The organism is Hymenobacter telluris (assembly GCF_017313265.1).
Lineage (GTDB): Bacteria > Bacteroidota > Bacteroidia > Cytophagales > Hymenobacteraceae > Hymenobacter > Hymenobacter telluris.
On record NZ_JAFLQZ010000045.1, the window covers coordinates 1 to 800 of the forward strand.

Below are 800 nucleotides of genomic sequence, written 5' to 3' on the forward strand. Positions count from 1 at the left end.
TAGGCTGTGTGGACAGCAAAGGCAGTAATTTTGCCTCATGCGTCGTCATGAATTAACCGAACGTGAGTGGAAGCTAGTCGAAGCGCATACGGTGGGTCGTTTGGGCGCAGGGCGCGACAACCGCTTGTTCGTCAACGCTGTGCTCTATCGGGTGCGTACGGGCTGTGCTTGGCGTGACTTACCCGAACGGTTTGGCCCCTGGAACACCGTGGCCCGTCGCTTTCGGCGTTGGGCGCTGGCTGGGGTGTGGCAAGCCCTATTCCACGCCGTGCAGGAGCCCGACTACGCCTGGGTACTGGTCGACTCGACCACGGCCAAAGCGCACAAAGCGGCAGCGGGGCAAAAAAAAGCACGCCCGCAGCCGAAGCATTAGGCCGCTCCCGCGGGGGCTTCTCCACCAAGGTGCACGCTGTCGTTGATGCGTTGGGCAACTGCCTGCACTTGGTGCTCACGGCGGGCGAAGCGGCGGATAGTCCGCAGTTGCCTGCCTTGCTGGCTGCCTTGTCCGAGCAACCTGGCGCGGTGGTTGCGGACAAAGCCTACGACACCAACCACGTACTCGACGTCCTTGCCTTATGCGCGGTCGAAGCGGTCATCCCACCCAAATCCAACCGGCTCGACCAACGCGCTTACGACGAAAACCTCTATGCCGACCGCAACAAGGTCGAACGCTTTTTCGGTCGGCTCAAAGAAGCACGGGGCTTTGCGACCCGCTATGAGAAAACAGCCACCTCCTTTTTAGCCGTCGCCCATTTGCTGGCTGCGTTAGATTGGATGCGCTAGCTGTCCACACAGCCTAG

Annotated in this window: 1 pseudogene; it reads left to right on the top strand. The window is 60.8% G+C overall.

The window, feature by feature from the left end:
• Positions 1-64: 64 nt before the first annotated feature.
• Positions 65-783: pseudogene (locus J0X19_RS24955) on the top strand (IS5 family transposase); the annotation flags it as partial.
• Positions 784-800 lie beyond the last annotated feature (17 nt).